Origin of the sequence: Cupriavidus sp. WKF15 (assembly GCF_029278605.1) — a bacterium.
In the GTDB taxonomy this organism is placed as follows: Bacteria; Pseudomonadota; Gammaproteobacteria; order Burkholderiales; family Burkholderiaceae; genus Cupriavidus.
In genome coordinates, this window is record NZ_CP119573.1 from 140,725 (window position 1) to 166,099 (window position 25,375).

A 25,375-nucleotide genomic window follows, 5' to 3' on the forward strand; every position below is an offset into this window, starting at 1 on the left:
ACATCAGCCGCATTTGTCGCATCTATCGGATCTATCGCATCTGTCGCAGCGGTTGACCAACCATGACGGGAGACATACCAAGTGACCATCCAACATCCTTCCGCGAATGACATGCGCGTGGCCCTCAACACACCGGCCAGCGCGGTCGTGGTAACCGGCGGCGCCTCCGGCATCGGCGAGGCTTGCGCGGCGGCCCTGGCCGCCATCGGGCGGCCCGTGGCCGTCTGGGATATCCAGGAGGACAAGGCGCGTGCGGTCGCCGCCACGCTGGCCGAGCGCTATGACGTGCCGACCTGCGGGATCGGCATCGACCTGCGGGCCCCCGACGGCATCGACGACGCGCTCGCACGCACCCGCGCGGCGCTGCCGGCGCTGGGCGGCATGGTGCATGCCGCCGGCGTGGTGGATCAGAGCGGGATCGACGGCCTGACGCAGGCCCGCTGGGACGCCGTGCTTGACGTCAACCTGCGCGCCATGGCACTGCTGGTGCAGGCCATGCTGCCTGACCTGCGCGCCCAGGCCGGCGCCGCCGTGGTCGGCATCGCGTCGATCAATGCCACGCTGGGCAACGCGCTGATCCCGGCCTACTCCGCTTCCAAGGGCGGCCTGCTGTCGCTCGTGCGCTCGCTTGCCGACAGCCTCGGCCGCGACGGCATCCGCATCAATGCGGTGTCTCCCGGACAGATCCACACGCCGATGCTCCAGCCTGCCATCGACGCCCTGCCTGCGGGCACCTTCGAGCGCCGCATTCAGCTCGGCCGCCTCGGCACGCCCGCGGAAATCGGGCGTGTGGTTCGCTTCCTCATGTCCGACGAGGCCAGCTACGTCACCGGCACCGAACTCGTCGTCGACGGTGGCAACATTCCCTCGCAGCGCTGAATCGGAACGTCCCGCCCTGGCTTGCTGCCCGCGCCTTCGCGCGTGCAGCAGGACAGGCTCTCAGCCCTTGCGCCGGCTCACGCCGAAACCGCCTCCGAGGGTTGCGTACGCTGACACGCGGCAATATGCCGGCCAGCGTTGCGCCCGGACCAGATACAGTCGGCCAGCGACAAGCCGCTCACGTAATGGTTTGACGCCAGTCCCACCGCGCTGCGGCCCACGGCATACAGCCCGGCGACCGGCGCTCCCGATGCGGACAGCACCTGTCCGTTCTCTTCGTTGACCCGCAGCCCGCCCAGCGTGATCGAGGAGCAGGGGAAAACGCGGCTGTGCGCCGAAATATCGACGGCAAGCCACGGCCCCTCGTCGAGCGGCGCGCACATGGCGGAGGACTTGCCTGCCGGGTCGGGCCGTTCACCGCGCGCCGCGGCGCTATAGTCGGCAAGCGTTGCCTGCAGCGCGGCGCGGGGCATGCCGAGGCGATCCGCGAGCGCGTCCACCGAAGCAGCGCGATGGCCGCCGGCCAGCATCAGCAACGCGGCTGGCACGGCCTGGAAGGCCCACAGCTTCCCGCTCAGGCATTCACGCAACGCCGCGCGTGCCAGCTTGCGATTCAGGATCAGCCAGGCCCGGCCCTCGTGGTGCTCGCACATCGCATGTCCGAGCGTGGCGCCGTAGACCTCTTCATTGCCGATGCGCACGCCGCGTGCGTCAACCACGCAGCCGCGCGCCCAGTCGAAGGGCGGATTGATGAAGCGCCATGCCGATACACGCTCCAGGTGGCGTGCCTCGCCTCCGGCCGACAGGCCAAGCCGGATGCCGCTGCCGTCGCAACCGGTAGCGCCGAGGCGCCAGTTCAGACGGTACTTGCTCGCGTGCCGCGCCACCATCTGCTGGTTGAAGATAAAGCCCCCGCTGGCCAGCACCACCGCGTCGGCGCGTACCGCGTACGGGCGGGCATGGCGCAGTTCCAGCCGCAGCAGCCGCGCGCGCAGCGCATCGGCCAGCGCCGGCGCCATGTTGTGCACCTGATCCGCCCAGCGTGCGAGGCGCGCATGCCTGCGCTGCAGCCGTCCGGGTGGCACTTGCCACAGCTCGACGCCGATCACCGCGCCGGCGGCATCCGTGATCAGCCTGCGCGCCGCCGTATGGCGCAGCACGGAGACGTTCGCGCTGCCCTGCACCGCACGCTGAAGCACGCCGTAAAGCGCGCGTCCCGACATGCCACGCCCCTTGGTGCGATGTCCGCGTGGTGCGGGCTGCGCGAAGCGCGCGTAGGCCGGCACCGCCTCGTTGCCCGAGTAATAGAGGTAATACGGCTGCGCCGGGTACGACGTCTTGCGCGGCGGCATGGCCGCCGAGAACTCCGCCCCAAGCCCCTCCAGCCAGCCGAGCATGTCCCGGCTGCGCGCACAGAATGACTGCAGTGCCGACTCGCTGACTACGTCGCCGACCTCCTGGCGCAGATAGTCCGCCATCGCCTGGGGCGTGTCGTGATAGCCGGCCGCGGCCTGGTAAGGCGTGCCGCCGCCGGCATAGACCACGCCGCCGCTCTTGATGCTGGCACCGCCGCCTTCAAAGCGCTCTGCCACGATCACCTTGCGCCCGCCAGTCGCCGCTTCGAGCGCGGCACAGGCGCCGGCCGCCCCGAAGCCGACGATGACCGCGTCACAGCGTGCCTGCCAGGCGAAGGCGTCCGGGTTGGCGAGCCGCAGTGGCGCGGCAATCGGCGTAGTGGATCCATCCAGTGTTGTCATGACTTTCTCCCCGCATATGGATGCGGCGTGATCCTGCACACAGGGGACGCAGCGGTGCCGGCGCGGCACTGCGGTCTCCTCGTTGGTGTCTTGTATGGTGGCTTGTGCCTGACCGGCATTCATGGTTGCATCGGTATGGGCGGGCGCCATCGTCTGATGGGACTATGGACGCCCCTGCACGCAAGTTTCCGCCCCCCGGCATGGCTTGGTCGGAAGCCGAAAACGGCAGGCCGGTCAGCCGAGCGATATCACGCTGCCCAGCAGCATCCGTACCAGCTTCGCCTGCCGCGTGACCCCTGTCTTCGAGAAGATCGCACGCAGATGCGCGCGTGCCGTGTTCTTGCTGATGCCGAGTTCTTCCGCCGACTCATCGAGCGTCAGCCCATTGGCGAGCTGCAAGGCGAGCTCGGTCTCGGCCGGCGTGAAATCGAACAACTGTCGCACCATGTCACGCGAAGCCCGGGACTTGCGCTCGGGGTCGCGGATAAAGACCACGCACGCGGGGCGGCGCCGGTTGTCTTCCGACCACTCGCTCAACGGTACGGTGCGGATCAGCAGGCCCAGCCGGGCCTTGCCGGACGGACGCGTGACCGACATGGCTTCCGTCCCCGCCATCGCCGCGCCCCGGTGCGCCGCCATCGACTGGCGCAGCAGGCGCTGGAATTTCCGGTTCTCCTGCCCATAGTTCACTTCCAGCGTTCCCATGGCGATCCGGATGCCATCGCGCGCGGCCAGAATCTCGTCCGCCGCGGCGTTGGTCTTGATGATAGTGCCCGACTCGTCAATCATGACCATGCCGACCAGCATCCGGTCGATGGCTCCGGCACAGACATTGCGCTCGGATTCGACCATGTCCATGCGCGAATGCAAGTCCACGGCGCGCTTCAGATGTGGCAGCAATGCCGTGCACAGCGCCTTTTCGGATTGACTGAAATCCGGTGCGTCCATATTGCGCGAGACGCGCAACCGGCACTCCACGCCATCGTCCGTACGCAAGTCCGCGCCGAGTACGAAGCGTACGCCAAGAGGATGCAGGAACTGCTGGTAAAGCTCGCTGCTACACCACGCAGCCGGCCCCAGGTGCTCGTCGATGGTGACCACGCGATTGGACGGCAGCCCGACGAAGGGATCGAGCGAATAGTAGTAGCTGTTGTAGGAAGCCTCGCCGGGCTGCGTCGTACCGTGCTCGGACGCATTCACCATCAGGCCGGCACGATCCGCGGCCGGCGAGCGCAAGATCAGCGTGACATAGTTCGCGCGAAGTTGCCGGCGTATCAGCTCGAGCGCTTTTCCCCACGGCACCTTCTCCATCGGACCCTGGTAAATCTGTCCGAGAAGCACACTGAAATCCGCAGGCGACAGCTCCAGTTGCGCGAAGGCTCCGGCGGTCGCCGGATTCTGGGGCACCTCCATCAGCATTTCCTCTTGTCTCCGTCTTTTTCACCTCGGCCGGGGGAGGCCCTGGCCTTGATACAGATGCTCTGCAGGCACTTATGTCGTCGTGGATTATAGGAGCCGGTTTCCCTCATTCCCGCGACCGGCGCGAGCTTAATTCACAGAATCCAGTGAACGTAATCCGAACGGACTAAAGGAGTCGGACACGCGCGCACGGCCGAGGCTTTGTCGCAGTTCAAAAAGGGGGGAAGGGGTGGGGTTGTCGTGCTTGGCAGGCGCCGCTGTTTCGCCGGCGTAGCCGGCGAAACAGCGGCGCCTGCCAAGAACCATAACCCCATCCCCCATCCCCCGCAATCCGGCAAAAAACCAAAAAAAATACCGGCCACCACCGCCGGCCGGCACCAAGCTCACAGCAGCTGGAGACTCGCTGAGCATGCCATCACTATGCCCCATCGCCGCCCCACCCGCTTCGTCCACGCAGACTCGTCCGTTCGGAGTATGCGCGGGCCAGGCTCCCGGCCCTAGTGTTGAGACTCCCAAAATGAATGACAGGAAGGAGCAAACAATGGCCAAGGCGGAAAACCTCGTGACCTCGATCACCGTAGAGATCGATGCGCCGGCATCGCTGGTATGGGAGGTGCTGACCGACTTTCCACGCTACGCGGCATGGAACACGTTCTGCCCGGGACTGGAGACCACCGGCCGGCTCGGCGACATGGTCTGCATGCAGGTCCGCATTCCCGGCACCGGGCAGATCATCCCCGTCAATGAAACCCTGATCGCCTGGGAACCTGAACGCCTGCTGTCGTGGGAACAGCGAGCCACCGACGACAACAAGGACGCCGCGCGCCGCGACCAGTATGTCGAGGCGATCGGCCAGAACCGTACCCGCTACTTCACCACCGACCTGTTCCTCGGCCTGAACGCGGACACCATCATGCGCGAGCACGGCGGCTGGGTAAAACAGGGCTTCGACCAGGTGGCGCGGGACGTCAAGGCACGCGCCGAGGCGCTCCACGTCGAGCGGCAGGCCGGCCGGCGCTGACCGCCGGCACGGTCATTGCGGCGGGCGCTGGCTCAATACCAGCAAGGCCGCCGCGCCGCGGCTGCGCGCACAGGCATCGTCACAGCCGTCGGCAGCGACACCGGACAGGGACACCTCGGCAGCCGGTACATCATCCTCGCCGCCCGCGACAGACATCCAGGACACGCCCGCGCCAGCGAGCACCGCGGCCAGGGCGGCCACCCAACGAAATCCGAGCCGCTTCATCGCTGTCTCCTCCGCCCCCTTTTCGGGTGTCAAGGTCTTTGACACCATCGTAGGCGTGGGCTGCCGCGACCTCTTCGTCCGACCAGACTAGGGGGTGTCCCGAATGCACTCGGGTGCATCCTGCCGGACAGAGGCACCGTGTTGCACACCCGCTCCCAGGTACAGGGTGGCCAGCGCCGGCGCCGCGCCCGACAAGCCAGCGGACGTCAGCTGCAAGGCGTGCGCGCTCAGCAGGCCCCACAGGTGCGCCAGCAGCAGCCCGGCCAGCGCCGGCTCGGGCAACAGGTCGGCGCAAGCGCCGCGCAGTCGGTCGATGCCTGTCAGGACACGCTCGCGCAGCGGGCACAGTTCGCAGGCGGTGCAGCATTTATGTTGCAGCAGGGCCACCAGCAGGCTGACGTGGCGTGCGATGGCATCGCCATCGAGCAAGGCTGCCAGCGCCGGCTCCAGCGCGCCGGGCCGGGCCCGCTTCCCATCGGCCAGTGGCGCGAGCCGCGCAGCGAAATCGGCCTCCGCGCACGACAGCAGCGCGCCCAGCAACGCGGCGCGCGAGCGGAAATGGGCGTAGACCGCGCCGCGCGTCATGCCGATGGCGCGGGCCACGTCTTCAAGCGTGACGCAATGCAGGCCGCGCTGGTGCATCAGCTGCTGCGCGCTGTCCAGGATGCGCGCGCGCGTGGCCACGGCATCGTCGCGGGTTCGCCGGACCATCGGCGGGCTCGCGGCGGCGCGTTACAGGAAGTGCACGTCGTCCGGCCCCCAGTGGGCGCGCATGCTCTGGATGCGCCCGTCCGTGGCGAACGTCATGATGTCGGTCACGTCGATGCGCGCCGGCCGGCCTTCCAGATGCGCGTGGACCGAGAAGGTCAGCGCGGCGGCATTGCCGTGCGAGCCGCGCGGCTGGGCTGCCACCTCCAGTCGCGCGCCCAGAGAAGTGGCGTGCCGGTAGAAGGCCAGGATGGCCGGCTTGCCGGCGATCGGCTGCGCCCCGACCGGGTCCTCCACCGTGGCATCGTCGGCGTAAAGCGCGGCGACGCCCTCGGCATCGCCGGCATTGAAGCGCTCGACATAGTCGAGCAGCGTGGCTTTCATCGCTGTGCTATCGGGCATGCGTGTCTCCTTGTCCCTCAGCGTGCGGTGTAGCCGCCGTCGATGACCAGCTCGGCGCCGGTAACGTAGCGTCCGGCATCGGACACCAGATAGAGGATGCCAGCCGCGATATCGCGCGGCTGGCCCACCTTGCCGATCGGGGTCAGCCCGCCGAGGTAGTCGAACAGCGCTTCGCCCTGCCCCGATGCCTGGGCCACGTGTTCGAGCATCGGCGTGCGGATATAGCCAGGATGAATGGAGTTCGAGCGGATGCCCTTGGCCGCGTAGAGCATCGCATCGGTCTTGGCCATGATCCGCACTGCCGCCTTGGACGCATGGTAAGGGGGTACGTCCGGGCCGGCGGCAATGCCGTACATCGACGACACGTTGACAATGGCGCCGCTGCCCGCGCGCTCCATGTGCGCGATCGCATGCTTGGTGCACAGGAAGGTGCCGGTCACGTTCACCGCCATCACCTGTTGCCATTGCTCCAGCGTCACCTCGTGGGTGGGCGCGTTCGGGCCTTCGATGCCGGCGTTGTTGACCAGGATGCCAAGTCCGCCGAAGCGGGCCGCGACCTCGTCGAGCACGCGTGCCACCTCGCCTTCGCTGGTGACATCGAGCTTCCAGAAGGCCGCCTCGCCGCCCGCGCCGCGGATCGCTTCGGCGGTGGCCTTGCCGTCCGCTTCCAGCACATCGAGCACCGCGACCTTCGCGCCGGCCGCAGCCAGCACGCGTGCGGTCTCGGCGCCAATGCCGCGCGCGGCACCAGTGATGGCGGCTACCTTGCCACGCAGGTCGAACAGGTTGTACGGGTATTCCACGATGTCTCCTGTTGTCTTGTTGGTTGCGCGTGCCAATTATGCCGCGCGGCTTTGCCCCGTATCGGCCAGGAAGCCGAGGCATTCGCGATTGAAATAGGCCGCGTGCTCGACCATCACCCAGTGGCCGCAGCGGTTGATCATGACAAAGCGGGCATCGGCGCAGCCGCTCAGGAACTTCATCGCGCCGGAGGCGGGATTGAACTGGTCCTCGGTGCCCCAGAAGCCCAGCACCGGGCAGCGGATCTCGCCCAGCCGCGTGGTCAGGTTGGGCACCTTCATGGTCGCCAGCACCTCGCGCGGCTGCTCGCGGCACACCGCCATGCGTTCGTCGACGAGCGCGTCGGTGACCAGGCTGGCATCGTGCACCAGCAGTTGCAGCAGCTGGCGCATGGTGTCCGGGTTCATGTGGCCGCCGGTGAACAGCGACACCATGCGCTGGATGCCTTCCATCTGGAAATAGGTCTCGCGCTCCTCCACGCCGCCCGGGGCCATCATCACCAGGCGGCTGACATGCTCCGGGAAGTCCAGCGCGTACTGCAGCGCGATGGCGCCGCCGAGCGAATTGCCCACGAGCACGCAGCGCGGCAGCTCGAGTGCCAGCAACTGCTCGCGCAGCGCGGCGACGAAGAAGTCCAGCGTGTACTCGACATCATCCGGCTTGGACGACTGTCCATACCCGGGCAGGTCCACCACCACCGTGCGAAAGCCCGCCTGCTCGAACGCCGGCGCGTTATGGCGGAAGTTGCTGTGCCCGCTCGCGCCCGGCCCGCTGCCGTGGATAAAGACCACCGGTTCTCCGCTGCCCGAGTCGAGGCAGTGCAGCCGCAGGCCCGCCGACGTGGTGATGAAGCGCCCGACCGGCAGGTTCGGATGCGGCGAGGATGGCGTTGTTTGTGACGTAGCGGACATAAGGGCGTCTCCGGTGTGATGGGACGCATCTTGCGCAGCGCCGGCACGCCGGGCATCGTTCATTCGGACTACGAACGGCATCGCCACTTCTCCTACGATGGGCGCTCCATGCACCAGGGGAACCCATGACAGGATTCGACTACAGCGGCCAGACCGTGCTGGTCACCGGCGGCATGCGCGGCATCGGCCGGGCCATCAGCGAAGCCTTCCTGCGCGCCGGCGCGCAGGTCTTCGTCTGCGGACGCACCGCGCCCGCGCACGACGGCGAGTTGCCGCACGCGGCGGGCCGCGCCGCCCGTTTCATCGCAGCGGACATCCGCGACATCGAACAGACCGACGCCATGCTCGCGCGGATTGCGCAGCACAGCCCCACGCTCGATGTGGTGGTCCACAACGCCGGCGGCTCACCCTATGCGCTGGTGGCCGATGCCTCCCCACGGCTGCTGGAATCGGTGATCCGGCTCAACCTGGTGGCTCCCCTGCAACTCGCGCAGCGCGCCAATGCACGCATGCAGCAGCAGGTCGGCGGCGGCACGCAGCTGTTCGTCGGCAGCATCAGCGCGCTGCGCCCGTCGCCGGGCACGGCGGCCTATGGTGCCGCCAAGGCCGGCATCCTCAATGCCGTGCGCTCGCTCGCAGTGGAATGGGCGCCCAAGGTGCGCGTGGCTGCGGTCAGCCCGGGGCTGGTGCTGACCGAAACCTCGCAGCAGCAGCACTACGGCGACCCCGAGGCGCTGCGCGCGACAGCCGCCACGGTGCCGTTGGGCCGTCTCGCACAGCCTGACGATATCGCCAGCGCCTGCCTGTTCCTGGCCTCGCCACAGGCCTCGTACGTCTCCGGCGCCAACCTCGTGCTCGATGGCGGCGGCGAACGTCCGGCCTTCCTCGACACGGCGTCGGTCAATCGCGGCTGAACGGCTTCCCGTAGGGAAATCGCCTAGTCCATTCTGCCGATTTGTGCATGGCTCCCCCTCTCTACGCTTGCGGCCAGATGCGCGCCATTCGAAGTGCCAGGCCATGAACCACCACCGAAACCAAGGGGAGACCACCATGCACCAAACACCAAGCGGCCCAGTGAAACGACGCAGCATGCTACGGCCGATCGCCGCCGCCGCGGCGCTGGCAACGTTGCTCGCGCCGGCCGCCCGCGCCGGCGAAACCATCGATCTCGGCCACGACACCACGCTCGACTACAGCGTAACCGCATCCTATGGCGCGGCGGTCCGTACCGGCCACCAGAGCAACACGCTGCTGAGCCCCGCCAATATCAACGGCGACGACGGCGACCGCAACTTCAAGCGCGGCGACATGACCGCGAACCGCGTCTCGCTGCTGGGCGAGGCGCATGTCAGGCACGACGCCTTCGGTGCCCTGGTGCGCGGCAGCGTGTTCTACGACTGGGCCTACAGCGGCACCAACTCGAACAATGCGCCCTTCACCGTCAACCACAGCGGCCCGTTCAACGAGTTCACCGGCTCGGCGCGCGACTATCACGAGCAGCGCGCGCAACTGCTCGACGCCTATGTCTACGGCACCACGCCGATCGGCGATTCGCAGCTGAGCTTCAAGCTGGGCAACCAGGTGGTGGCATGGGGCGAGAGCCTGTTCTTCGCCAACATCGCCGGTGCGCAGGGGCCCGCCGATGCCACCAAGGCCTTCGTGCCGGGCGCCGAGGTCAAGGACATCCTGCTGCCGGTGCCACAGGCATCGCTGCAGCTGCAGGTCACGCCGTCGTTCAGCCTGATGGGCTATTACCAGTTCACCTACAAGGCGAACCAGCTCTTCGCACCGGGCAGCTACTTCAGCACCAGCGACGTGGTCGGCCCCGGCGCGGAATTCATTATCGGGCCCGGCTTCCGTATCCCGCGTGGCCCCGACATCAGTCCGTCGGACTGGGGACAATGGGGCATCGGCACGCGCTTCCGCGTGTTCGAAGACACCGAGATCGGGCTCTACCAGCTGCGCTATCACGACAAGAACCCGAGCGTCGTGACCTCGCTCTTCCCCTCGCTGCAGTACCAGCAGAAATACTTCAGCGGCATCAACCTGACCGGCGCCAGCTTCTCCACGCAAGTGCTTGGCGCCAATATCGCCGGTGAAATCAGCTACAAGGACGGCATTCCGATGCTGGTGAACGTGGCCGGCTCGCCCACCGCGTCGCCCGGACGTGCCCTGCAGGGGCAGCTGTCGGCGATCTACTCGATCGGCCCGACCTTCCTGGCCAACTCGCAGTCTCTGCTCGGTGAAATCGCCTACCTGCACGTGCTGGGCGTGGATTCGGTGATGGGTTTCAGCCAGCTGACCAACACGCGCAATTCGGCGGCGTTCCAGGTCGGCTGGTCGCTGACCTACAACAACGTGTTCGACGGCTGGGACCTGACGGTGCCGCTCACCTATGCGCAGCAGTTCAGCGGTCAGTCGTCCGTGGCCGGCGCCTTCGGCACGCTGATGGGCTATGGCGACAAGCGCGCCAGCGTGGGCGTGACATTGAAGTACCTGAACAACCTGGAACTCGGCCTGACCTACGCCGCGTTCATCGGCGGCGCGAGCATTGCCAACCGCCCGCTGGCTGACCGCGACTACGTGGCCTTCAACGCCAAATACTCGTTCTGACGCACGCATCACCCCGTGTTGCCGCGGCACATCACCACGTGTTGCCGCGGCACCGCCACCCGACTTCTCCCGCCATGAATGCCGACCTGATCTCCACGCTCAGCAACGAACTCCACCAAGCACTCGTCGCGCGAGCGCCCGTGCCGCCTCTCAGCGGCCGCGGCCTGGCGCTGGACGTGCGCGACGCCTATCGCATCCAGCAGGGCTTTGTCGCGCACCGGCTGGCCGCCGGTGACCGCGTCACCGGCAAGAAGATCGGCGTGACCAGCGAGGTGGTGCAGAAGATGCTGGACGTGCACCAGCCCGACTTCGGCATCCTGCTGCAAAGCATGCACTACGCCGCGGGCCAGCCCATCCCCACGGACACGCTGATCCAGCCGTGCGCCGAAGGCGAGATCGCCTTCTTCCTGCGGCGCGACCTGCGCGGCCCCGGCGTGACCCGCGACGACGTGCTCGATGCGACCGAGTCGGTGGCAGCGTGCTTCGAGATCGTCGACTCGCGCATCCGCGACTGGCGCATCCGCATCGAGGACACCGTGGCCGACAACGCTTCATGCGGCGTCTACGTACTTGGCGACGAGCGCGTCAGCCCGCAGGCGCTGGACCTGGCCGCATGCGAGATGGTGCTGGAAAAGAACGGCGAATGCGTGGCCACGGGCCTGGGCAGCGCCGCGCTGGGCCATCCCGCCGACGCGGTGGCGTGGCTCGCCAACACGCTGGGCAGCTTCGGCATTCCGCTGCTGGCCGGCGAAACCATCCTGTCCGGCTCGCTGGCGGCACTGATTCCCGTGCAGGCCGGCGACCGGCTGTCCATGCGCATCAGCGGCATCGGCGGCTGCAGCGCCATGTTCTGCTGACTTTCCGATTCACTCTACTTGCGAGGCGAGGCACCATGAACAAGATCCGATGCGCCCTGATCGGGCCCGGCAATATCGGCACCGACCTGCTCTACAAGCTGCGCCGCAGCGACATCCTGGAACCCGTCTGGATGGTGGGCGTAGAAGCCGCCTCCGAAGGCCTCGCGCGAGCGCGCGAGCTGGGCCTGAAGACCACCAGCGACGGCATCGACGGCTTGCTGCCGCACCTGGAAGCCGACGATATCCGCATCGCCTTCGATGCCACCTCGGCCTACGTCCACGCCGAGCACTCGGCCAGGCTCACCGCGCGCGGCGTGCGCGTGATCGACCTGACGCCGGCCGCGATCGGGCCGTTCTGCGTGCCGCCGGTCAACCTCGACGCCCATATCGGCAGCAACGAGATGAACGTCAACATGGTCACGTGCGGCGGCCAGGCCACCATCCCCATGGTGTACGCCGTGTCGCGCGTGCAGCCGGTGGCCTATGGCGAGATCGTCGCGACGGTGTCGTCGCGCTCGGTCGGTCCCGGCACGCGCCGCAATATCGACGAATTCACGCGCACCACCGCGGGCGCGATCGAGGCCGTGGGCGGCGCGCGCCAGGGCAAGGCCATCATCGTGATCAACCCGGCCGAGCCGCCGCTGATCATGCGCGACACCATCCACTGCCTGACCGACGACGCGCCCGACGTGGCCGCCATCACCGCGTCCGTGCACGACATGATTGCCGAAGTGCGCAAGTACGTGCCGGGCTATACGCTCAAGAACGGCCCCGTGTTCGACGGCCAGCGCGTGTCGATCTTCCTGGAGGTGGAGGGGCTGGGCGACTACCTGCCGAAGTACGCCGGCAACCTCGACATCATGACCGCCTCGGCGGCTCGCACCGCCGAGTGCATCGCCGCCGCGATGCTGGCCGTCCCTGAAACCACTACCGCCTGAGGAGCCACGCCATGGGCCAACGCATCACCCTGCACGACATGACGCTGCGCGACGGCATGCATCCGAAGCGCCACCAGATCTCGCTGGAACAGATGAAGGGCATCGCCCGCGGCCTGGATGCCGCCGGCGTGCCGCTGATCGAAGTGACCCACGGCGACGGCCTGGGCGGCGCCTCGGTCAACTACGGCTTCCCCGCGCACAGCGACGAGGAATACCTGCGCGCGGTGCTGGGCGAGCTGAAACAGTCGCGCGTCTCGGCGCTGCTGCTGCCCGGCATCGGCACCGTCGACCACCTGCGCATGGCGCACGAGATTGGCGTGCATACCATCCGCGTCGCCACGCATTGCACCGAAGCGGACGTCTCCGAGCAGCATATCGGCATGGCGCGCAAGCTGGGCATGGATACGGTGGGCTTCCTGATGATGGCGCACATGGCGCCGGTGCAGACGCTGGTGCAGCAGGCGCTGCTGATGGAAAGCTACGGCGCCAACTGCCTGTACATCACCGACTCGGCCGGCCACATGCTGCCGCACGACGTCACCGAGAAGCTGAGCGCCGTGCGGCAGGCGCTGCGGCCCGAGACCGAGCTGGGCTTCCATGGCCACCACAACCTCGCCATGGGCGTGGCCAATTCACTGGCCGCGATTGCGTGCGGCGCGAACCGCATCGACGCCGCCGCCGCGGGGCTGGGCGCCGGTGCCGGCAACACGCCGATGGAAGTGCTGGTGGCCGTGTGCGAGCGCATGGGCATTGAGACCGGCGTCGACGTGTTCCGCATTGCCGACGTGGCCGAGGACCTGGTGGTGCCGATCATGGACCACCCGATCCGTATCGACCGCGACGCGCTCACGCTGGGCTATGCCGGCGTGTATTCGTCCTTCCTGCTGTTCGCCAAGCGCGCCGAGGCCAAGTACCGCATTCCCGCGCGCGAGATCCTGGTCGAACTGGGGCGCCAGCGGCTGGTGGGCGGACAGGAAGACATGATCGAGGACACGGCGATCACGCTGGCGCGCGAGCGTGGACTGCTGGTGGCGTAAGTAGCGGGATCCTGCCCGGCGGCCATGCGGTGCCGGGCACCGCCATCCCGCGCATCCGAGACGAAAAAAGGTTCTTCGCTGGATTGCGGGGAATGGGGGATGACGGGGTTGGCGTGCTTGGCGGGCGCTGCTGTTTCGACGGCGTCGCCGGGGGGGGGGTTTTGTGGCGGCGCCTGCCAAGCACGAAAAACCCAACCCTTCCCCATTCCCACGATCCGCCGAAAGCCCCAAAAAAGCGCCTTAGGCACGAATTCGATTCCCAGTCGCCGGGCGTCGCCTCCGACTTGACGCCGGAGGTGAGCGCCCTGCCGGACCTGCCAGACCGTGAACACATCATGTCTGTCAAACCGGCATCACGATGCGCTGGTCTCCTGGGCAAGAATCCGGTCATCCTGCGGCTTGGCCCGGAGATACCAGGCGAGTGACAGCAGCGCAACCCAACCCATGCCGACATAGAGCGCCACGCGCGTGTCTTCGACATAGCCCAGCACGCCGATTACAAACAGCATGAAGGCAATCGCAAGCGCCGGACCGACGGGCCACATCGGCACCTTGAACTTGAGGGCGCGAACTTCCTCGGCCGACAGGCGGCGCCGCATGGCAACCTGGGACAGCAGGATCATGAGCCAGACCCATACGGTCGCGAAGGTCGCGATCGATGCAATGATCACGAACACCTGCTCGGGAATCAGGTAGTTCAGCACCACGCCGCCGAGCAGCGCGGCGGCCATCGCCAGCACCGTCACCCAGGGCACACCGTGACGCGAGGTGGTCGCAAAGATGCGCGGTGCCTGGCCCTGCTCCGCCATGCCGAACATCATCCGTCCGGCGCCAAAGATGTTGCTGTTGATTGCCGAGATGGCGGCGGAAATCACGATCAGGTTCAGAATCGCCGCGGCGGACTTGATGCCCAGCCCGGAGAAGATCTGTACAAACGGGCTGCCCTGACCGCCAATGCCGGTCCACGGAAAGATTGCCATCAGCACGGTCATCGTCAGTACGTAGAACAGCAGGATCCGCGCCGGCACGGCGTTGATCGCCCTCGGGATGACCTTCTCCGGGTTCTTGGCTTCACCGCCGGTGATGCCGATGATCTCGATGCCGCCATACGCAAACATCACCACGGCCAGCGAGGCAATCAGTCCTCCAACGCCGTGCGGGAGGAAGCCGCCATGCGCCCACAGATTGGTCAGGCCCGGAGAGTGTTCGCCATTCATCTGGACCCCGAGGAACAGGATCAGGGTGCCGCCGATGATCATCGCGGCGATGGCGAGGATCTTCACCAAGGCAAGCCAGAACTCCAGTTCCCCGAACACCTTCACGTTGCACAGGTTCAACCCGCAGATCAGCATGACGATGCCGAGCACCCATATCCATTGCGGAACTTCGGGGAACCAGAATCCCATGTAGATGCCGAATGCGGTCACGTCCGCGAGGCAGACGATGATCATCTCGAGGATATAGGTCCATCCGGTGAGAAAGCCCGCGAGCGGGCCGAGGTACTCGCTTGCATAGCGCCCGAAGGAGCCTGATACCGGCTCGCGAACCGCCATTTCGCCGAGCGCGCGCATGACCATGTAGACGGCTGCGCCGCCCAGGATATAGGCCAGAATGACGGCGGGGCCAGCGAGCTGGATGGCCGATGCCGAGCCGTAGAACAGGCCCGTGCCAATGGCCGAGCCAAGCGCAAGAAAGCGGATATGCCGCGCGCCGAGGTTGCGTTGCAGGTTTTTCAAGCTGTCTCCTGAAAGATATCGGGATGGGAACCGACGGTCCCATGGCGCGCGGATCTTCGCCCGCTCCGCGCCGGTATAGATGGCCTGTTCTTAGAGGCTCGGCAGCATGCCCGCAGGCAGCAGGGCCGTGAGGTGGCGCTTGGCGATCAGTGCGCTGGCACCTTCGATGTCCGGCGCGAAGTAGCGGTCCTTGTCGTAGAACGGCACTGACTGTCGCAGCAGCCCGCGCGCGCGCTCGAGCGCGTCGGTAGTCTTTGCCCCCTCGCGGAAATCGAGTCCCTGGCAGGCGGCGAGCCATTCGATGGCAAGGATGCCCTGCACGTTGCTAGCCATCTCCCAAAGCCGTTTGCCGGCGTTGGGTGCCATGGACACGTGGTCTTCCTGGTTCGCGGAGGTGGGCAGGCTGTCGACGCTGGCGGGGTGTGCCAGCGCCTTGTTCTCCGAAGCCAAAGCCGCGGCCGTGACCTGCGCGATCATGAAGCCGGAGTTGACGCCGCCATTGGCGACAAGGAACGCCGGCAGCTGCGACATATGCTTGTCCATCATCAGCGAAATGCGCCGCTCGCTCAGCGCGCCAATCTCGGCCAGCGCCAGCGCGAGGTTGTCCGCCGCCATGGCCACCGGCTCGGCGTGGAAGTTGCCGCCCGAGATGATGTCTCCTTCCTGCGCAAACACCAGCGGGTTGTCGGAAACCGAGTTCGCTTCGACGCCAAGGACGTCCGCCGCATTGCGGATCTGCGTCAGGCAGGCGCCCATGACTTGCGGCTGGCAGCGCAGGGAATAGGGATCCTGCACCTTCTCGCAGCTCGCATGGGACTGGCCGATTTCGCTGGTCGGCCCCAGCAGTTGGCGGTAGATCGCAGCCGAGTCGATCTGGCCACGCTGGCCACGCGCCGCGTGAATACGTGGATCGAACGGAGCACGCGAGCCGAGCGACGCCTCGACGGTCAGCGCGCCGCAGACACTTGCCGCGGCGAACAGGTCTTCTGCCTGGAACAAGCCCTGGAGGGCATAGGCGGTGGATACCTGCGTGCCGTTGAGCAATGCAAGCCCTTCCTTGGCGGCGAGCGTGAGCGGTTGCAGATCGGCAAGGGCAAGCGCTTCGCGTGCGGGCAGCCATTTGCCGCGATGGCGCGCCTGGCCCTCGCCGAGCAGCAGCAGGGACATGTGGGCAAGCGGCGCGAGGTCGCCCGAGGCGCCAACCGAGCCCTTCAGCGGGATGCGCGGGTACACCTCGGCGTTCACCAGTGCGATCAACGCGTCGATGACCTTGCGGCGGATGCCGGACAGCCCCCGCGCCAGGCTGTTGATCTTGAGCACCATGATCAGGCGCACCAGGGCGTCATCGATCGGCTCGCCTACGCCGGCCGCATGCGAGAGCACCAGCGAGCGCTGCAGGCTTTCCAGATCCTCGCGTGCGATGCGCGTCTGCGCCAGCAGGCCGAAGCCGGTGTTGATGCCATAGGCCGTGCGGCCCTCGGAGATGACGCTCTCCACGCACGCCACGCTGCGGTCGATGGCCGCGAAGGCACGCTCGTCGAGCGTGATCCTGACCGGATGCTGATGCACGGCACGCAGTTGCGCGAGCGTCAGCTCACCGGGTTGCAGATGGAGGGCGGTGGCCGACTGGTTTGCTTGATAAGACATGTTCAGATTCACTGGGAAGCGTGGCGCATCACGCCGGTCGATGGGTCATTGTTCAGGACGCGGGCAATGCGGGCAGCCGCGGGGGCGGGGCTCGCTGTTATGCCTTGTCCACAATTTGCTCAAAAACTCGACCTCGCCGCAGCGAGGTCTTATATGGTTGTACGGTATTGTATATACAAGTTAGTTTGAACTGGGGTTTACCCGTCCTCGAAGCAAGCTGGGGCGTGGACCGCACGCGCGAACTGCTGTGGCGCGAGGCCAAGGCTTGAACGGATCAGCGCGTCCGCACCGGCCAACGCATTGGCGTGAAGCTGTCGCTCCACGCCTCACCCCTCCGTGATTACCCTAGGCGCCTGTGACGGCGAAATGACAGCTTGGGTCTCTAGCATCCCCCTCCCAGACCCTTCGGTGGGCACAGTTTGGTCAAGGAGACACTTGTCATGCGCCTCTCCGGCATGGTTTACAGATCACGGCAAATCGAGTTCGCCGGCCTTTGCGCGGCGCAAGCCGCCGGCGCCAGGGCGCGTGCGGAAGAGAACAAAGCGCGGTTTCACGCAGGCCTCTCGCGCAACATATACTGCGACCGTATCGACGCAGTGATCGCGGCGTCGCTGCCCCGGATGCGATGCACGCCATCGGCTGCCGCATCGGACTACCGGTTCGTGACGTGCGCATCGCCGGAGGTTCGTGCATGCTGACCGCCATCGCCTATACGATGATCATCGTCTTCATGGCGCTGATCATGACCAAGCGCCTGTCGGCGATGGTCGCCCTGATCCTGGTACCGATCGTCTTCGGTCTGCTGGCGGGCTTCGGAATTGAACTGGGCCCGATGATGCTGGAAGGCATCAAGAAGCTGGCCCCTACCGGCGTCATGCTGATGTTCGCGATCCTGTATTTCGGGATCATGATCGATGCCGGACTGTTCGACCCGGCGGTGCGGGTCATCCTCAGGCTGGTCGGCAACGACCCGACCAAGATCGTGATCGGCACCTTCGTGCTGGCGACGGTGGTATCGCTCGATGGCGACGGCTCGACCACCTACATGATCACCTGCGCCGCGATGCTGCCGCTGTACAAGCGCCTGGGCCTGAGCCGCCTGGTGCTGGCCTGCGTCATCATGATGGCCGGCGGGCTCATGAATATCCTGCCGTGGGGCGGCCCGACCGCGCGCGCGGCCAGCTCGCTCGGCGTGGACGTGGGCCAGTTGTTCGTGCCGATGATCCTGCCGATGATCGTCACCGGCATCTGGGGCATCTTCGTCGCGGGCCTGCTGGGGCGCCGCGAGAAGACGCGGCTCGGCGCCCTTGCGCTGCAGCAGGCGGGCGCACCGGCCGACGACGCCCCGGCGGTCACGGCCAGCAACCCGACTACCTCGCGGCCCCGGCTGCTGTGGTTCAACTTCGCGCTGACCGTAGCGCTGATGGCGCTGCTCATCCACGGCGCGATCCCGCTCCAGGTGCTGTTCATGGTCGCCTCGGCGATCGCGCTGATGGTCAACTATCCGAACATGCAGGACCAGAAGGAGCGGATCGCCGAGCATGCCGGCAACATCGTGCCGGTGGTCTCGCTGATCTTCGCCGCCGGCATTTTCGTGGGCATCCTGTCGGGGACCAAGATGGTGGATGCCATCGCCGCCAGCGTGATCGCGGGCCTGCCCAACTGGCTGGAGCCGTACCTGGCGGTCGTCACCGCAGTGCTGAGCGTGCCGTTCACGTTCTTCATCTCCAACGATGCCTTCTACTTCGGCATCCTGCCGATCCTCGCCAAGGCCGGCGCCGTGCATGGCATTACCGCGGCGGAACTGGGGCGCGCTTCGCTGATCGGCCAGCAGGTCCACCTGCTCAGCCCGCTGGTGGCGTCGACCTACCTGCTGGTCGGCCTGGCCGAGGTCGAGTTCGGCGACCATCAGCGCTATACGCTGCTGTGGGCGCTGTCGGCGGCGGTGGTGATGCTGGCCGCCTGCATCGTCTTCGGCGTCATCCCGGTCATGGGCCGGACCTGAGGGACCTGAGGCACCGCCATGCGAAATCACCGCACGCAACGGCTCCCCCGGCGACGCGCCCTGCTGGCGCTGGCGCTGGGCTGGCCCCTGGTATCGACCGCGCAGGACGCCAACGAACTGCTGGACTACGCACCCAGGGCGACGGTGCCGCCCGGCTACGCGCCGGACTACGCCAGCGTGGTCCGCGCGGCCGAGGATGAAGGCCGCCTGGTGATCTACGCCACCACGGATGCCGACCTGGTCAGGCCGCTGCTTTCCGACTTCCGCTCGATGTATCCGCGCGTCCGGATCGAGTACGACGACCTGACCAGCACCGAGCTTTATCACCGCTACCTGGCCGAGACCCAGCTCGGGACCGAGTCCGCGGACGTACTGTGGAGTTCGGCGATGGACCTGCAGGCCAGCCTGGTCAGGCGCGGCTATGCCATGTCCTACGCCTCGCCAGAAGCGCCCGGGCTGCCGGCCTGGGCCCGCTGGCAGGACCAGGCCTGGGCCACCAGCATCGACCCGGTGGCGATCGCCTACAACCGCAAGCTGCTGCGCGCCGCCCAGGTACCGCGCACCCACGCCGAGCTGGCAAAGCTGCTGGCGACGCAGGCCAGCCAGCTGCGTCGCAAGGTCATCACCTACGACATCGAGAAGTCGGGCCTCGGGTTCCTGCTGGCCACGCAGGACGCCACCGCAGGCCCGGCCTTCTGGGACATCGCCGCGGAACTGGGCAAGCTCGACGCCCGCTATGTGCCGACGACCGCCGCCATGCTGCGCCAGGTTGCCAATGGCAGCATGACGCTCGCCTACAACGTGCTCGGCGCATACGCGATTGGCCAGGCGCAGAACAACGCCGCCATCGGTGTCGCCTTCCTGACGGACTACACGCTGGTGCTGTCGCGCATCCAGCTGATCAGCCAGCGCGCGCGCCACCCGAACGCGGCCCGCTTGTGGGTCGACTACACGCTGTCGCGGCGCGGCCAGACCCTGATGGCGCAGCGCGCCGGGCTGTACGCCGTGCGCAGCGATGTCGGCGGCGATACCACCGCTGCCCGGCTGGTGACGCAGCTTGGCCCCAGCATGCGGCCGATCCTGAACGACGCGGACCTGACGCGGCACCTCGACATCGCGGCTTATCGCGAATTCGTCGCGCGCTGGCGCACGGCAACCGGGCAGAAGTAGCGCGTCAGGCCAGCTTCTTGTATCGGCGTATCGGGCAACCATGCGCAGATACACAGCGATACAAAGCCCCGGGGTTCCCGACACATGCCGCTTGCCGCGGCCTCCTAGACTCGTGTTCAAGTTGATCACGTACACAGGAGAAAGAGATGTCGGAAAGAATCGATCTGCCCCGCCGGGGCTTTCTGGGCGCCGCGGCCGCAACGCTGGCCGCAGCGCAGCTGGGCCTGTCGCAGGCTGCCCGGGCACAGACCGGCGTGGCGAAGGCGGCACCCCTGCCCCCGACCAAACCCGGTACCCATACGACCTTCGCACCGATCCGGCATGTCAATGCCGGCGTGCTGAACGTCGGCTACGCCGAGGCCGGTCCGGCCGACGGGCCGGTCGCGTTGCTGCTGCACGGCTGGCCGTACGACATCTACAGCTTCGTCGACGTGGCGCCCCTGCTGGCGGCGCGTGGCTATCGCGTGATCATCCCCTACCTGCGCGGCTATGGCTCGACCACCTTCCTGTCGGCCGACACCCCGCGCAACGGCCAGCCATCGGCCATCGCGGCCGACATGATCGCGCTGATGGACGCACTCGGCATCCGCAACGCCGTCGTGGCCGGCTTTGACTGGGGCGCGCGTACCGCTGGCATCATGGCCGCACTGTGGCCGGACCGCTGCCGCGGGCTGGTGTCGGTCAGCGGCTACCTGATCGGCAGCCAGGCGGCCGGCAAGCAGCCGCTGCCACCGGAGGCCGAACTGCAATGGTGGTACCAGTTTTATTTCGCCACGGACCGCGGTGCGGCTGGCTATCAGAAGTACACGCGGCAGTTCGCCAGACTGATCTGGAAGCTGGCATCGCCGCAATGGAACTTCGACGACGCCACGTTCGAGCGCAGCGCGGCCGCGTTCGACAACCCGGATCATGTGGCAATCACCATTCACAACTACCGCTGGCGGCAAGGACTGGCCACGGGCGAAGCGCGCTTCGACGACATCGAGAGGAAGCTCGCCACGGCGCCCGCGATCACCGTGCCGACGATCACCATGGAAGGCGATGCCAACGGCGCGCCCCATCCCGAACCCCGCGCCTATGCCAGCAAGTTCACCGGCCGGTATGAGCACCGCGACCTGGCCGGCGGCATCGGCCACAACCTGCCGCAGGAAGCGCCTGCCGCCTTCGCGCAGGCAGTCCTTGACGTCGACCGGCGCTGAGGCGCGGAACAGTGGATGCAAAGATTGCTGATATTGCTTGCCATGACGCTGTCGGCGCTTGCCTCGGAGCTCGGCGGCGCGGCGCATCGTTGCACATGGACGGGGATACCCCGGCAGGAACGTGTCAGAAGGGAGGACCCGGAACGCCCTTAGTACCTTAGTCCGGCACGGCTCACGCTCGAAGCCGGCGTGGCGAGCAGGCGGCGCATCGACATCGTCAACGCGCTGTACCGGTTCGGCACGGCGCTGTTGACAATGTCCCGGGCGCGACGGCGAGCGCGCCAACTACAGCGGCACGACCTTCGGCTGGGCTTTCGGCTGGAACGGAAATCCCGGCGGAAACTCGGGCAGCGCCGGCATCGGCGGCATCGGTGGGAACGATGGCAATGGCGGCATCGAAGGCAGCGGCGGCAACGAGCCGTTGGGGTCGGGCTCACCCACGGCAATGGACGGCATGGTGGCATAGCCGCCGCGGATGGCGACGCGCGCGGCCAGATCCAGTTCGCGGACACGTGCCAGGTTCTCGATCAGTAGCTTGGACATGGGAATCTCCTGTAGTCATGGAAAGCGAACGGCGGGAAACGACGTTCGATCGAGACTATGCAGATGCCGTGCCACGGCTCGCGCGCGTCGCCAGGTGCGCGCTACGGCCTTGTACGGAGAGAATGTGGTGGGCGGCGACCAACAGCCGCGCGAAACGTCAGGGCGGCCCGAACAACCGCATCCGTCTGCCGGCGGCCGCCCGTCTAAGCGTCGACCTGTTCAAACGACGGCTCGCACAGGATGGGAAAGTTGAGCGAGTTGGCAATGAAGCATTGCTCGTGCGCCGCGTGGTGCAGCCGCCCGGCCAGTTCGAGATCGTCCGTTGCGCGCAGGGTGACACGCGGGCGCAGCACGATCTGCGTGAAGTGGCCGGTCTCGCCCTCGACCATCGTGCCTTGCGCGTCATCGGCGTAGGCCAGCACGACGATGCCCGCTTCAGAGCAGAGGTGCAGGTACCAGAGCTTGTGGCAGGCCGACACCGACGCCACCAGCAGGTCTTCGGGATTCCAGCGTGCCGCGTCGCCAAGGAACGCCGGGTCCGATGAGCCGGGAATGGCTGGCTTGGCTCCGGAGCGGATCGTGTAATCGCGCGCATAGGCCCGGTAGCCCGATGTTCCGCTGCCCTTGTTGCCGGTCCATTCGACCGAGACCCGATAGTGATGTTCACGCTTGGCCATGCTCGCGCAGCTCCCTGGGTGGATTCCGTTGACGCGCGACGCACCGCAGGCCCGTCCCGCGCTGCGTCGCAGGACACCATTATTCCAAATCGCACGGAAACCAGGCTGAGGCCGCCGACCTCGATCACGGGTGCCGGGAACTGCTCAGGCGATCGATCGCCGCAGCTCGCGCGCCGGTTGGCTCGCCAGCCGCCTCGCGGTCTGCATGGAGACGCCGAAGCGGTCATAGAACGCGGACTCCACGTCGCCGGCAGGCGGCCAGCCGACAAAGCGCTTCAGGTCCCCCATGGCAACGTCTGCGCTCATGGCTTCGAACAACAGGCGCATCAGCCTTTGCGTGCGGCACAGATCCGTGAGCGCCGTGCCTTGCGAGAACAGCAGCCGGCGCAGCTGCGCCGCGGGCATGTCCAGCCGTTCGGCGATGAAGCCGGCGCTCCACGCATATTGGGGCTGCAGGAATACGCGACGGGAGATGCGGTGATGCAGGCCATCCTGCGCGGTACCGGGCATGCCGTGGCGGATTTCGACGGTACACGCCGACGGCTGCGCGCAGCTGCCATCCAGGTGCATGTCGATGGCCTCGAACGGCTCGATCGTGACTGCCTGCCCGGGCACCAGCAGCCGCTCATGGCCACGCCGCCTGATCACCGACCTGCCCTGCGTGGGCGCGACCGTCAGCGGAAACGCCAGGAACAGGCGCTGCAGGCTGACGTGCGAGTGGGACTGCAGGTGGACGCGCATGGTGGAGCGGAAATCGGTCGTTGTCGGGCAGGATCATCGCTGTTAACCGGGCGGCGCACCATCTGCAATTCCCGAACGCACCGTTTGCCTGCACCACACGCTTGCGCCACAGGCCCGGCACTTCGCAGGGTGCGCGCGCGAATCTGTCCGACAGGCCCGCCGCCGGATGCCGTTATCATGAGGGGGCCTGGTATGTCTGCCGGCGCACGGCAGACCCATCGTTGCCACCACGGCAACGGGCTGCCGGGTCCGCCGCAGGACCGCCCCCGTTTTCAATCCGCCGCTCCCAATCGTCCTGCATGGAACACAACATTCCCCTTATCACCACGCTTGCGGCCGGCTTCGGCATTGCCCTGGTCCTTGGCTACCTGGCCGAGCGGATCAAGGTGCCGGCGCTGGTCGGCTACCTGGTCGCCGGCATCATCATCGGCCCGGGCACGCCGGGCTTCGTCGCCGACATCCACCTGGCGTCCCAGCTTTCCGAGATCGGCGTGATGCTGCTGATGTTCGGCGTCGGGCTGCATTTCTCGCTGAAGGACCTGCTGGCGGTCAAGCGCATCGCGGTGCCCGGCGCGGTGGTGCAGATGGCGCTGGCCACGGCGCTCGGTGCCGGCGTGGCGTGGCTGTGGGACTGGCATTGGGGCAGCGGGCTGATCTTCGGGCTGTCGCTGTCGTGCGCCAGCACCGTGGTGCTGCTCAAGGCGCTGGAGACGCGCGGCGTGCTCGAAAGCATGAACGGCCGCATCGCCGTGGGCTGGCTGGTGGTCGAGGACCTGGCCACGGTGCTCGTGCTGGTCCTGCTGCCGCCGCTGGCCGGGATTCTCGGCGGATCGACGGGTGCCGAAGCGGCGCAAGCCACGCCGCTGTGGACCACCATCGCGCTGACGCTGCTGCAGGTCGGCGCCTTCATCGCGCTGATGCTGGTGGCGGGCCGCCGCGTGCTGCCGTGGTTCCTGTGGCTGGTCGCGCGCACCGGCTCGCGCGAGCTGTTCACGCTGTCGGTCATTGCCGCGGCGATCGGCATTGCCTATGGCGCGGCCCAACTGTTCAGCGTCTCGTTCGCGCTGGGCGCCTTCTTCGCCGGCATGGTCATGCGCGAATCCGAGTTCAGCCATCGCGCCGCGCAGGAATCGCTGCCGCTGCGCGACGCGTTCTCGGTGCTGTTCTTCGTCTCGGTGGGCATGCTGTTCAAGCCGGCGATCCTGGTCGAGCAGCCCTTGCACGTGCTGGGCACGGTGGCCATCATCATCCTCGGCAAGTCGGCCGCGGCCTTTGCGCTGGTGCTGGCCTTCCGCTATCCGCTCAATACCGCGCTGACGGTGTCGGCAAGCCTGGCGCAGATCGGCGAGTTCTCGTTCATCCTCGCCGGCCTCGGCCTTACGCTCGGGCTGCTGCCCGCCGAGGGCATGAGCCTGGTGCTGGCCGCCGCGCTGATCTCGATTGCATTGAACCCGGTGCTGTTCGCCCTCAGCGAACCGTTGCGCCGCTGGATCCTCAAGCGCTCGGCACTGGCCAGGCGCCTGGAGCAGCGTGGCGACCCCTACGCCGAACTGCCGACGAGCACCGAGCGCAAGTACCTGGAAGGCCAGGTGGTGCTGATCGGCCACGGCCGCGTGGGCCGGCGCATCGCCAGCGCGCTGCAGGCGCGCGGCATCCCGTTCGTGGTCGCGGATCAGAACCGGGAACTGGTGGAGAGCCTGCGCAACCGCGGCATCGCGGCGGTCTCCGGCAATGCCGCCGACCCCGCGGTGCTGATCCAGGCCCATATCGCGCGCGCCGCGATGCTGGTGGTGGCCGTTGCCGATCCGCTCGATGTCCGGCAAATGGCCAGTATCGCGCGCACGCTCAATCCGTCGATCGAGATCGTCCTGCGCACGCACAACGAGGACGAGTCCGTCATGCTGCGCAAGGAAGCGATCGGCACGGTCTTCTATGGCGAAGAGGAACTGGCCAGGGGCATGACCGCCCATGTGCTGGAACGTTTTGCGCCAGGTCCGCAGGTCCACGCCGCAGGCCATGCCGCGGGCCACGCGGCTTAATGTGGCTTAATGTGGCATAACGTGACATCACCCGGCCGCGAACTTCTTCA

Annotated in this window: 24 protein-coding genes; 12 read left to right on the top strand and 12 right to left on the bottom strand. The window is 67.0% G+C overall.

Annotated features, from left to right (window positions below; translation table 11 throughout):
• Positions 1 to 81 precede the first annotated feature (81 nt).
• Positions 82 to 879, top strand: a complete 798-nt coding sequence (locus CupriaWKF_RS17980; protein ID WP_276102124.1) for an SDR family oxidoreductase — start codon at positions 82 to 84, stop codon at positions 877 to 879.
• 77 nt (positions 880 to 956) lie between these two features.
• Here CupriaWKF_RS17980 and CupriaWKF_RS17985 read toward each other — a convergent pair whose 3' ends face one another.
• Together CupriaWKF_RS17985 and CupriaWKF_RS17990 are read right to left on the bottom strand one after the other, a co-directional pair.
• Positions 957 to 2,636, bottom strand: a complete 1,680-nt coding sequence (locus CupriaWKF_RS17985) for an FAD-binding protein (protein ID WP_276102125.1) — start codon at positions 2,634 to 2,636, stop codon at positions 957 to 959.
• 234 nt (positions 2,637 to 2,870) lie between these two features.
• Positions 2,871 to 4,055 carry a helix-turn-helix transcriptional regulator gene (locus CupriaWKF_RS17990; RefSeq protein WP_276102126.1) on the bottom strand — a complete coding sequence of 395 codons (1,185 nt, stop codon included), beginning with the start codon at positions 4,053 to 4,055 and terminating at the stop codon, positions 2,871 to 2,873.
• A 541-nt stretch (positions 4,056 to 4,596) separates the two neighbouring features.
• Here CupriaWKF_RS17990 and CupriaWKF_RS17995 point away from each other — a divergent pair.
• Positions 4,597 to 5,076, top strand: a complete 480-nt coding sequence (locus tag CupriaWKF_RS17995; RefSeq protein WP_276102127.1) for an SRPBCC domain-containing protein — start codon at positions 4,597 to 4,599, stop codon at positions 5,074 to 5,076.
• A 12-nt stretch (positions 5,077 to 5,088) separates the two neighbouring features.
• Here CupriaWKF_RS17995 and CupriaWKF_RS18000 read toward each other — a convergent pair whose 3' ends face one another.
• The 5 genes from CupriaWKF_RS18000 to CupriaWKF_RS18020 form a co-directional block, all read right to left on the bottom strand.
• Complete coding sequence (locus tag CupriaWKF_RS18000; protein ID WP_276102128.1) at positions 5,089 to 5,301, bottom strand: hypothetical protein; 213 nt, start codon at positions 5,299 to 5,301, stop codon at positions 5,089 to 5,091.
• Between the two features lie 87 nt (positions 5,302 to 5,388).
• Positions 5,389 to 6,012 (bottom strand): TetR family transcriptional regulator, encoded by a 624-nt coding sequence (locus CupriaWKF_RS18005; RefSeq protein WP_276102129.1) that lies wholly within the window; start codon positions 6,010 to 6,012, stop codon positions 5,389 to 5,391.
• Positions 6,013 to 6,033: 21 nt separating this feature from the next.
• A complete protein-coding gene (locus CupriaWKF_RS18010) occupies positions 6,034 to 6,411 on the bottom strand; it encodes a nuclear transport factor 2 family protein (RefSeq protein ID WP_276102130.1) in 378 nt (125 codons plus the stop codon).
• 17 nt (positions 6,412 to 6,428) lie between these two features.
• The gene (locus tag CupriaWKF_RS18015) at positions 6,429 to 7,214 is read right to left on the bottom strand and encodes a glucose 1-dehydrogenase (protein WP_276102131.1); all 786 of its coding nucleotides are present in this window, start codon (positions 7,212 to 7,214) and stop codon (positions 6,429 to 6,431) included.
• Positions 7,215 to 7,250: 36 nt separating this feature from the next.
• Positions 7,251 to 8,123 (bottom strand): alpha/beta fold hydrolase, encoded by an 873-nt coding sequence (locus CupriaWKF_RS18020; RefSeq protein WP_276102132.1) that lies wholly within the window; start codon positions 8,121 to 8,123, stop codon positions 7,251 to 7,253.
• A 125-nt stretch (positions 8,124 to 8,248) separates the two neighbouring features.
• On the opposite strand from CupriaWKF_RS18020, the gene CupriaWKF_RS18025 reads away from it, so the two are divergent.
• From CupriaWKF_RS18025 to dmpG, 5 genes are all read left to right on the top strand, one after another.
• The gene (locus CupriaWKF_RS18025; RefSeq protein ID WP_276102133.1) at positions 8,249 to 9,037 is read left to right on the top strand and encodes an SDR family oxidoreductase; all 789 of its coding nucleotides are present in this window, start codon (positions 8,249 to 8,251) and stop codon (positions 9,035 to 9,037) included.
• Positions 9,038 to 9,173: 136 nt separating this feature from the next.
• Positions 9,174 to 10,736, top strand: coding sequence for a DUF1302 family protein (locus CupriaWKF_RS18030; RefSeq protein WP_276102134.1), 1,563 nt, complete (start codon positions 9,174 to 9,176; stop codon positions 10,734 to 10,736).
• A 74-nt stretch (positions 10,737 to 10,810) separates the two neighbouring features.
• The gene (gene dmpE / locus CupriaWKF_RS18035; protein ID WP_276102135.1) at positions 10,811 to 11,593 is read left to right on the top strand and encodes a 2-oxopent-4-enoate hydratase; all 783 of its coding nucleotides are present in this window, start codon (positions 10,811 to 10,813) and stop codon (positions 11,591 to 11,593) included.
• Between the two features lie 35 nt (positions 11,594 to 11,628).
• Positions 11,629 to 12,531 (top strand): acetaldehyde dehydrogenase (acetylating), encoded by a 903-nt coding sequence (locus CupriaWKF_RS18040; protein ID WP_276102136.1) that lies wholly within the window; start codon positions 11,629 to 11,631, stop codon positions 12,529 to 12,531.
• An 11-nt stretch (positions 12,532 to 12,542) separates the two neighbouring features.
• A complete protein-coding gene (gene dmpG / locus CupriaWKF_RS18045) occupies positions 12,543 to 13,568 on the top strand; it encodes a 4-hydroxy-2-oxovalerate aldolase (RefSeq protein ID WP_276102137.1) in 1,026 nt (341 codons plus the stop codon).
• 353 nt (positions 13,569 to 13,921) lie between these two features.
• Here the strand turns inward: dmpG and CupriaWKF_RS18050 are convergent, their stop codons facing one another.
• Together CupriaWKF_RS18050 and hutH are read right to left on the bottom strand one after the other, a co-directional pair.
• Positions 13,922 to 15,304: an amino acid permease gene (locus tag CupriaWKF_RS18050; RefSeq protein ID WP_276102138.1), complete on the bottom strand. Its 1,383-nt coding sequence runs from the start codon at positions 15,302 to 15,304 to the stop codon at positions 13,922 to 13,924.
• Between the two features lie 90 nt (positions 15,305 to 15,394).
• Positions 15,395 to 16,951, bottom strand: coding sequence for a histidine ammonia-lyase (gene hutH / locus CupriaWKF_RS18055; protein ID WP_276102139.1), 1,557 nt, complete (start codon positions 16,949 to 16,951; stop codon positions 15,395 to 15,397).
• Positions 16,952 to 17,391: 440 nt separating this feature from the next.
• On the opposite strand from hutH, the gene CupriaWKF_RS18060 reads away from it, so the two are divergent.
• From CupriaWKF_RS18060 to CupriaWKF_RS18075, 4 genes are all read left to right on the top strand, one after another.
• A complete protein-coding gene (locus CupriaWKF_RS18060) occupies positions 17,392 to 17,649 on the top strand; it encodes a hypothetical protein (RefSeq protein WP_276102140.1) in 258 nt (85 codons plus the stop codon).
• Entirely contained in the window at positions 17,643 to 18,956 is a 1,314-nt protein-coding gene (locus CupriaWKF_RS18065; RefSeq protein WP_276102141.1) for a CitMHS family transporter, read from the top strand. Before CupriaWKF_RS18060 ends, CupriaWKF_RS18065 begins: the two co-directional genes overlap by 7 nt.
• 18 nt (positions 18,957 to 18,974) lie before the next feature.
• Positions 18,975 to 20,126, top strand: a complete 1,152-nt coding sequence (locus tag CupriaWKF_RS18070) for an ABC transporter substrate-binding protein (protein WP_276102142.1) — start codon at positions 18,975 to 18,977, stop codon at positions 20,124 to 20,126.
• Positions 20,127 to 20,272: 146 nt separating this feature from the next.
• On the top strand, positions 20,273 to 21,325 hold the full coding sequence (locus tag CupriaWKF_RS18075; protein ID WP_276102143.1) for an alpha/beta hydrolase: 1,053 nt from the start codon (positions 20,273 to 20,275) through the stop codon (positions 21,323 to 21,325).
• 285 nt (positions 21,326 to 21,610) lie between these two features.
• Here CupriaWKF_RS18075 and CupriaWKF_RS18080 read toward each other — a convergent pair whose 3' ends face one another.
• From CupriaWKF_RS18080 to CupriaWKF_RS18090, 3 genes are all read right to left on the bottom strand, one after another.
• Complete coding sequence (locus CupriaWKF_RS18080; RefSeq protein WP_276102144.1) at positions 21,611 to 21,868, bottom strand: hypothetical protein; 258 nt, start codon at positions 21,866 to 21,868, stop codon at positions 21,611 to 21,613.
• 203 nt (positions 21,869 to 22,071) lie between these two features.
• Positions 22,072 to 22,545: an OsmC family protein gene (locus CupriaWKF_RS18085; RefSeq protein ID WP_276102145.1), complete on the bottom strand. Its 474-nt coding sequence runs from the start codon at positions 22,543 to 22,545 to the stop codon at positions 22,072 to 22,074.
• A gap of 144 nt (positions 22,546 to 22,689) precedes the next feature.
• Positions 22,690 to 23,286: an AraC family transcriptional regulator gene (locus CupriaWKF_RS18090; RefSeq protein ID WP_276102146.1), complete on the bottom strand. Its 597-nt coding sequence runs from the start codon at positions 23,284 to 23,286 to the stop codon at positions 22,690 to 22,692.
• Positions 23,287 to 23,585: 299 nt separating this feature from the next.
• Here CupriaWKF_RS18090 and ybaL point away from each other — a divergent pair, with 299 nt between their 5' ends.
• Positions 23,586 to 25,325, top strand: coding sequence for a YbaL family putative K(+) efflux transporter (gene ybaL, locus CupriaWKF_RS18095; RefSeq protein ID WP_276102147.1), 1,740 nt, complete (start codon positions 23,586 to 23,588; stop codon positions 25,323 to 25,325).
• Positions 25,326 to 25,375 lie beyond the last annotated feature (50 nt).

What these genes read in the sequence shown, in the direction of transcription:
- CupriaWKF_RS17985 (WP_276102125.1), bottom strand. Translation starts at nt 2,636, where the DNA reads ATGACAACACTGGATGGATCCACTACGCCGATTGCCGCGCCACTGCGG.
- CupriaWKF_RS17990 (WP_276102126.1), bottom strand. Translation starts at nt 4,055, where the DNA reads ATGCTGATGGAGGTGCCCCAGAATCCGGCGACCGCCGGAGCCTTCGCG.
- CupriaWKF_RS17995 (WP_276102127.1), top strand. Translation starts at nt 4,597, where the DNA reads ATGGCCAAGGCGGAAAACCTCGTGACCTCGATCACCGTAGAGATCGAT.
- CupriaWKF_RS18000 (WP_276102128.1), bottom strand. Translation starts at nt 5,301, where the DNA reads ATGAAGCGGCTCGGATTTCGTTGGGTGGCCGCCCTGGCCGCGGTGCTC.
- CupriaWKF_RS18005 (WP_276102129.1), bottom strand. Translation starts at nt 6,012, where the DNA reads ATGGTCCGGCGAACCCGCGACGATGCCGTGGCCACGCGCGCGCGCATC.
- CupriaWKF_RS18010 (WP_276102130.1), bottom strand. Translation starts at nt 6,411, where the DNA reads ATGCCCGATAGCACAGCGATGAAAGCCACGCTGCTCGACTATGTCGAG.
- CupriaWKF_RS18020 (WP_276102132.1), bottom strand. Translation starts at nt 8,123, where the DNA reads ATGTCCGCTACGTCACAAACAACGCCATCCTCGCCGCATCCGAACCTG.
- CupriaWKF_RS18025 (WP_276102133.1), top strand. Translation starts at nt 8,249, where the DNA reads ATGACAGGATTCGACTACAGCGGCCAGACCGTGCTGGTCACCGGCGGC.
- CupriaWKF_RS18030 (WP_276102134.1), top strand. Translation starts at nt 9,174, where the DNA reads ATGCACCAAACACCAAGCGGCCCAGTGAAACGACGCAGCATGCTACGG.
- dmpE (WP_276102135.1), top strand. Translation starts at nt 10,811, where the DNA reads ATGAATGCCGACCTGATCTCCACGCTCAGCAACGAACTCCACCAAGCA.
- CupriaWKF_RS18040 (WP_276102136.1), top strand. Translation starts at nt 11,629, where the DNA reads ATGAACAAGATCCGATGCGCCCTGATCGGGCCCGGCAATATCGGCACC.
- dmpG (WP_276102137.1), top strand. Translation starts at nt 12,543, where the DNA reads ATGGGCCAACGCATCACCCTGCACGACATGACGCTGCGCGACGGCATG.
- hutH (WP_276102139.1), bottom strand. Translation starts at nt 16,951, where the DNA reads ATGTCTTATCAAGCAAACCAGTCGGCCACCGCCCTCCATCTGCAACCC.
- CupriaWKF_RS18060 (WP_276102140.1), top strand. Translation starts at nt 17,392, where the DNA reads ATGCGCCTCTCCGGCATGGTTTACAGATCACGGCAAATCGAGTTCGCC.
- CupriaWKF_RS18065 (WP_276102141.1), top strand. Translation starts at nt 17,643, where the DNA reads ATGCTGACCGCCATCGCCTATACGATGATCATCGTCTTCATGGCGCTG.
- CupriaWKF_RS18070 (WP_276102142.1), top strand. Translation starts at nt 18,975, where the DNA reads ATGCGAAATCACCGCACGCAACGGCTCCCCCGGCGACGCGCCCTGCTG.
- CupriaWKF_RS18075 (WP_276102143.1), top strand. Translation starts at nt 20,273, where the DNA reads ATGTCGGAAAGAATCGATCTGCCCCGCCGGGGCTTTCTGGGCGCCGCG.
- CupriaWKF_RS18080 (WP_276102144.1), bottom strand. Translation starts at nt 21,868, where the DNA reads ATGTCCAAGCTACTGATCGAGAACCTGGCACGTGTCCGCGAACTGGAT.
- CupriaWKF_RS18085 (WP_276102145.1), bottom strand. Translation starts at nt 22,545, where the DNA reads ATGGCCAAGCGTGAACATCACTATCGGGTCTCGGTCGAATGGACCGGC.
- CupriaWKF_RS18090 (WP_276102146.1), bottom strand. Translation starts at nt 23,286, where the DNA reads ATGCGCGTCCACCTGCAGTCCCACTCGCACGTCAGCCTGCAGCGCCTG.
- ybaL (WP_276102147.1), top strand. Translation starts at nt 23,586, where the DNA reads ATGGAACACAACATTCCCCTTATCACCACGCTTGCGGCCGGCTTCGGC.